Raw genomic sequence first — 6,000 nt, forward strand, 5'->3', positions numbered from 1 at the left:
GGTATAGCACGACAGGACAGGAGGTTGGAGATTTGGCCGGACCCGGATCGGCGAGGCCATAGGAGATATTGTCTGGCATCCCGCCCAAACAGGTTGGCGGAAGGCAAAGCAAAGTCTTAAACCTTGTTGACCCAATAAATTGTATTGTCTATCATGCAATATATGAAAGCGCTCCGAGTATTCTATAAGAAGGAAGTTCGGCCAGATGATGTCATCGTGGAAGCGGTGATCTGGCAACTTCCTGGATCTTCGCCGGAGCGACCGCACGGCCTCAAATATAGGTTCTACTGTGGCAAGAGAGGGCAGTGTCTGGTGCGGTATGATAACGAAACAGGAAAAGGTGACCATCGGCATTATGGTGACATGGAAGAATCCTATTCTTTTTCATCGCTGGCTGCTCTGGTGGATGATTTCGAGAGGGATGTTCAAAGATTGACGGGAGACGCCCATGACTAAAGCGATTATCAGCATCACATCTACCAGCACACTATTTAGCGAAATGCGGGGAATTGCCCAAAAACTGGACCGGGCAGAGATTCTGCCGGAAGCGGATTATCACCTGAGTTTTTCGGATTCCGTACAGCTTTTTCGTGAGTTGACGCCAGCGCGGTTGGTGCTACTGGAACATCTCAAAAAGAATGGCCCACAGTCCATCTACGCGCTCGCCAAGCAGTTAAACAGGAACTACAGCAACGTGCATGCCGATGTTCAGAAACTCACGGAGCACCATCTTATCGACAAGACAGAAGATCAACAGATTTTTGTACCATGGGACGATGTGGAAATTCACTTGTCCTTGAGCGCCGTGGCTTGACCTTCTCCCGCTTGATCAGGATGATGACCATCGGGTGCTGTGTCACTGCTCACCCGGCAACTTCTGTTACAACAGATCTTTCATGTTGGGGGCCGCAAATAAGCCATTGGCTACCGCTTTTGCCGTGGCATTCTTCTCCGCCTTTTTCTGTTTGTCATAGGCAATAACTGCATCCTGTCCAGCCATGGTGATTTGTTCAAGCTGCTGAATGGATTTCGTCGTGACATTCGCCGCCGCAACGGCTGCACCGGCCACTTGAGCACGGCCCTTGGCAGTGGCAGCTTCCGCATTGATTGCCTGCATAGCTGAATCCTGTGTGGCAAAATTCTGTGCAGCGAGTCCCTGTGATTCCAGCGCGTCCTGCATATCCGTATTGGTCGTGGCATTCCAGTTGGCATAAGTGGCAGACAGATTTTTGATCGAGCTTCCCGCACCCTCATATTCCTGGGCCAGTTGGGCGCCGATATTCTGACCGGCATAACCCAATGCCTGTGCCTGGCTGTAAATGGCCGTCAACTTCTGGATGGATCCCACCAGAGGATTCCAGACTTTAGCGAACATGGCTTGTGGCATATCCAACGTATTCGTTACCATGTTTTCGTAGCGTTCAACGTCGTTGGCATACATGCTGATCTGGGTCGTCACTTCCTCGGCCTGTTTTGCCAAAGATTCTATTTGCGTCCCTTCCTGCACAATCTGTTCGGGGAAGGTGGATCCTGCGACTTCCGAAACCGCAAAAGAGGGAAGGGGCAAAGCCAACAAGGATGCACCTGCAACAGCCAAAATTAGTTTGCTTTTTTTTAATTTATTCATTGTGGTTCCTCCTCAAAATGACGAAATAATTCCTCTGCCACCGATATCCAATCCTGTGCGTTATATGGAAGCCGTTCCTGTAACCAGGCAATGGGCCAACGATGACCATGTAGGTTGCAGAGCTCACGAATCCGCTTCACTTCACGGGGATCGCTGACGCCAGTAAACGCCAGCGTCACTGGTCCCATCTGTAGCTGAATTCTGCGCTGTCCGTCGGGAGTGAACAGATAATAATCCCGCTTCGGAGTGCTGGCCGCCAATAGCTCTATCTGTCGCGCATTCAGTCCCATGCTGTGGTACATCGGCTGCAATAGCTGGCTGGTAGCTTCCCGATTCGGCAGAAAAATCTTGGTTGGACAAGATTCCTGCAAGACGGGGAGTAGAGGGCTGTCTTTCATATCCATCAATGATTGCGTAGCAAAGACCACGACAGCATTCTTTTTGCGCAGCACCTTGAGCCATTCACGGATTTTTGCCAGGAACATAGGGTTATCCATCATGACCCAGGCTTCATCCAGCAAAATCAGTGTCGGTCGGCCATCCAGCATCTGCTCAATGCGATGGAATAGATAAAGCAAAGTCGGAACAGTGATCAACTTCGCCTGCTCGGAGCCCTGCAACAAATGCTCCAGTTCAAAGGTGATGAACTTCGCAGACAGATCCAGTCCGTCTTTTTCGGCATCCAGCAGTTTTCCTGCATTGCCTTCCAGGGTGTAAAACTTGAAGGCGTTTTTCAGCCGCTGGTCCTGTGTGAGCTGTACAAGGTCCGTCAGTGAACGTCCTGTTTCGCGGGTCAGTGACGCTACCGCATCACGGATGACTGAACGTTCTTCTGTGGTGATCTTCATGCCCTGCAGTACCGCACAGTCTTCCAGCCATTCACAGGCAAATCGATTGTCTTCCGGTCGTTCAATATGTTGAAGCGGTGCAAACGATAAGTCTGTATGTTCACCCAGAATGTCATAATGTTGCCCATGCGATGCCATGGTTGCGGCATACATGGACATGCCCTTGTCAAAGCTGATCACGCGGGCGCCTTCATAGCGCATCCATTGCAAAGCCAGCAAGGCCAAAAAGGTGCTTTTACCGGCACCCGTAGGGCCTAAAACCAACGAATGGCCCAGGTCACCGACATGCAGATTGACCCGCATAGGCGTATTGCCCGTAGTGGTCGCCATCATCAGTGGGGGAGCTTTACGGCCATCCGACATTTTCATCAACGGACTGGGGCAACGTTCTTCCCCTGCCCAGATGGCCGTTTTTGGTGCGAAATCGGCAAAGTTCAGGCTGTGAATCAGAGGACGCCGAACGTTTTCCCATAGGTGTCCAGGGATGCTGCCTAAAAATGCTTCTACAGTATTCGTCGTTTCGAGATAGGCATTAAAACCGGAGTTGTCAAAAAAATTCTTGATGGTCTTTACCCGTTCGTCCAGCACCTTGCGATGCTCTGACCGAAGCACGACGTTTAAGCTGAAAAACCCATAACGCAGAGCCCCTTCATTGGCTTCATGAATGGCCTGTTTGGCGTCGTAGGCCAGATTCACAACGGTATCATCTGCTGAGAGGTTGCCTTGCGCTTCTCCGCTGACTTTCTCTGCGACCATGCTTTTAAGTGAGGAGCGGCTGCCAAACCATTTATCGCGGATTTTCCCCATCAACTTTGTGGCATCCACCTGATCCAACGGCAGGAAACGCACGGTATAACGCATAGGGAAGGGCATGGAGTGCAACGATTCCAGGATTTCCGGAAAGGTCATCACCGGAAAACCAATCGCGGTCACAATCCGAAATGGCACACCATCCATGGCCGGTTCCAGTCCACCAATAAAATCATGGTGACCCAGAACAGCGTCCAGATAGGCAGGAATGCGAGGCGCGTTAATTTTATGATTATTCCCCGACAGGCATTCGTGGATATGCGTCAATAACGCATCCGCATCCAATGCGCGGATCCGGTACCAACTTTTAAGGATGCCGATGACGGTCTCAAAGGCCCCTTGATACTTGTTAAACGTATCTCGCAATGCCTCACTCTCACCGGTTTCGGCGCTGGCCGCTGTGCCACGGATAATCATGGCTTCGCCAAGTCCGGACTCAGCGTCTTCCGGCGTCTGCCAGGTCAATGTCATATAGTACCGGCTGACAAAATGATGGTCCTCTCCGCCGTGTTGGGCACGTCGTTCTGCATCCACCAAAGCGGGAATGGCGGAAGGAAACCGGTTGTCCTCTCCGTGTATGTATTCCCCGGAAGACTCACGGATGGCCGTAACATGGATGCCCCAACCGGTACCAATGCGTGACAACGCGTTGTTCCAGGCGCCGGAAAGTGCCTCAATATCGCGTGTTCCCAGGCTTTCCAGATCTGGTCCCTCGAAAGATACCCCCGCCAGAAAGGATCCGTCCTTTTGAAGGGCAAGGGCTGCTTCCCCCGCGTTCGTTTGGAAAGAGCCCAGAAGAATGGCTATATTCAAAAGGTCAGGAAGACCTTTGGATTTATCCCTGTATTGCTTGATGTTCAGCACGCACATGCTCCTTCTTCTGTTTTTGAGTGCCACCCAGTAACCGGGTCATAACGGAGGAAACACCCCGCACCAGGAATCCGGGACCATTACCGCCCGTTGGGCGATATCCGGGAGCAAAAAAAGTGGCTCTTCCCGGGTAAAAATTCTGTTGCCCCCAATGGCGCCTTGTAACGCCAATCGCTTGAGGATCCCGCGACGCCATCTGGCGCAGAAAAAACTGCCCAACACCACCCACCACAATGCCTACTGGTATAAACAATATCCCGGCCATGACAGAGGTTCCCAGGCAAACAAACCAGAGCGCGAAAACCGCTTCACGCTCTGCACCACCCACCAACATGGGCTTTATCAGTGACGGGTGCAGAATCACCCGTCGCGTTGCTGTTGCTTCCCGCATCAGATACCCGCCAGGTGAACCATGGGACCGGCCAGCAAGCCAAAGGTACTGACATGTCCCATTGTGGCGCCGCCGGTAATGCTGGTCGCCAGAGACTTGGCGTTAGCCATGACAATACCAGCCACTGTCGCACCCAGACCGATCATCATGGCCTTCTTGTGCTCACCGCCATGCCACCAGGCAAGACCCGTGGAAATCAATCCGCCTGCAGCAACCAATCCACCGAAATCGGAAATACCGGTCAAAACGGTGTTCATTTGCGAACTGATAGGACTAAACACGCCGCCACTGGTACTTGCCATGGCAACTGGTGCCGCAAATGTCGAAGCAATACCCAATACGGCAGACTTGAAACGACGACTCAATTTATTAAAACGCATCACACACCTCACTTATCAGAAAAAAAGCACAAAAATATTTTGATACGCATGGGTATAGCACGGAGTAAGGGAAGGTTGGGGCTTTACTTCTTCACGTCATAAATCGCCGAAATTCGTCTACCCGCTGGGTGCGTTTTGTCCCGGGTGATCTGCAGCACGAGGTCCACCGCTTCATGGATCAGGTCCTTTTGAGGCGGCACACCCGCTTCCTGACAAAGCTGATCCAGTCGCAGTAAAGCCGCTTCCGGATTGTTGGCATGCAGCGTGGCAATGCCACCGGGATGTCCCGTATTCCAGGCTTTCAGAAGGGCCAGGGCCGCCTTGTCGCGGACCTCACCCACTAAAATGCGATCAGGACGATAACGTAAGGTCAACTTCAACAACCGGGTCATATCAATGCCGGCGTCATCATCGGTCAGAAACTGCACCACGTTCGGTGCTGTACACTGCAGTTCACGGGTGTCTTCAATGATGACAATGCGTTGCTCGATCCCGGACTGCTTTGAAATCACGTCAATGATGGCATTGGATAAGGTGGTTTTACCGGATCCTGTGCCACCCGCGACCAGTATATTCTGGCGGTTCTCGACTGCGCTCAGGATTTGTTCACCCTGTTCGGGAAGCAGGATGCCATTTTCCATGTACTGGTCGAGCGTGAAAACGGATCGCGCTGGCAACCGGATGCTGAACGATGCGCCCTCCACCAAAGGAGGGATCGCACCCGCAAAGCGACTACGCATGAATTCTATGGGCATGGCGCCTTCTACAACCGGTTTAACCCGGCTCACTGTGGTACCCAGATAATCCGCCATCAGCCCCAGAAAAGACTCTATGCGCGAAGAGCTGATACGTCCCAGCCGCTCCATGCCAGAGCCTAATCGCTCCACAAACACTTCAGCATCTGGATTGACCATGATCTCCACGACTGTCAAACAGCGTTTAAAAATGACCAGGTAACAGCGTATATTTTTGACCAGTTTTAGAGGGGGTGGCTGCGACGTTTTTTGAACCGGTAAGAATCGTTTCCGGTCTCCAGAATATCGCAGTGGTGGGTCAGTCGATCGAGAAGCGCCG

Annotated in this window: 8 protein-coding genes; 2 read left to right on the top strand and 6 right to left on the bottom strand. The window is 52.0% G+C overall.

Going from position 1 to position 6,000, the window contains the following annotated elements:
• The first annotated feature begins 162 nt into the window (after positions 1 to 162).
• Both BLW97_RS04125 and BLW97_RS04130 read left to right on the top strand, forming a co-directional pair.
• On the top strand, positions 163 to 456 hold the full coding sequence (locus tag BLW97_RS04125) for a toxin-antitoxin system TumE family protein (protein ID WP_207650625.1): 294 nt from the start codon (positions 163 to 165) through the stop codon (positions 454 to 456).
• Positions 449 to 814: an HVO_A0114 family putative DNA-binding protein gene (locus BLW97_RS04130; protein ID WP_075322422.1), complete on the top strand. Its 366-nt coding sequence runs from the start codon at positions 449 to 451 to the stop codon at positions 812 to 814. Before BLW97_RS04125 ends, BLW97_RS04130 begins: the two co-directional genes overlap by 8 nt.
• Positions 815 to 880: 66 nt before the next feature.
• Here the strand turns inward: BLW97_RS04130 and trbJ are convergent, their stop codons facing one another.
• The 6 genes from trbJ to BLW97_RS18955 all read right to left on the bottom strand — a co-directional run.
• Positions 881 to 1,627, bottom strand: a complete 747-nt coding sequence (gene trbJ / locus BLW97_RS04135) for a P-type conjugative transfer protein TrbJ (RefSeq protein ID WP_075322423.1) — start codon at positions 1,625 to 1,627, stop codon at positions 881 to 883.
• Positions 1,624 to 4,149, bottom strand: coding sequence for a TraG/VirB4 family ATPase (locus BLW97_RS04140; protein ID WP_075322424.1), 2,526 nt, complete (start codon positions 4,147 to 4,149; stop codon positions 1,624 to 1,626). Before BLW97_RS04140 ends, trbJ begins: the two co-directional genes overlap by 4 nt.
• Positions 4,121 to 4,546, bottom strand: coding sequence for a VirB3 family type IV secretion system protein (locus tag BLW97_RS04145; RefSeq protein WP_075322425.1), 426 nt, complete (start codon positions 4,544 to 4,546; stop codon positions 4,121 to 4,123). The genes BLW97_RS04140 and BLW97_RS04145 overlap by 29 nt, the downstream gene beginning before the upstream one ends.
• Positions 4,546 to 4,926 carry a TrbC/VirB2 family protein gene (locus BLW97_RS04150; protein ID WP_075322426.1) on the bottom strand — a complete coding sequence of 127 codons (381 nt, stop codon included), beginning with the start codon at positions 4,924 to 4,926 and terminating at the stop codon, positions 4,546 to 4,548. Before BLW97_RS04150 ends, BLW97_RS04145 begins: the two co-directional genes overlap by 1 nt.
• An 83-nt stretch (positions 4,927 to 5,009) precedes the next feature.
• Positions 5,010 to 5,849 (bottom strand): P-type conjugative transfer ATPase TrbB, encoded by an 840-nt coding sequence (gene trbB, locus BLW97_RS04155; RefSeq protein ID WP_278278476.1) that lies wholly within the window; start codon positions 5,847 to 5,849, stop codon positions 5,010 to 5,012.
• 56 nt (positions 5,850 to 5,905) lie between these two features.
• A partial coding sequence (locus BLW97_RS18955) for an ATP-binding protein (RefSeq protein ID WP_242947823.1) occupies positions 5,906 to 6,000 on the bottom strand: 95 nt, incomplete at its 5' end.

This window comes from Acidithiobacillus albertensis (genome assembly GCF_001931655.1).
GTDB classification, from domain to species: Bacteria; Pseudomonadota; Gammaproteobacteria; order Acidithiobacillales; family Acidithiobacillaceae; genus Acidithiobacillus; species Acidithiobacillus thiooxidans.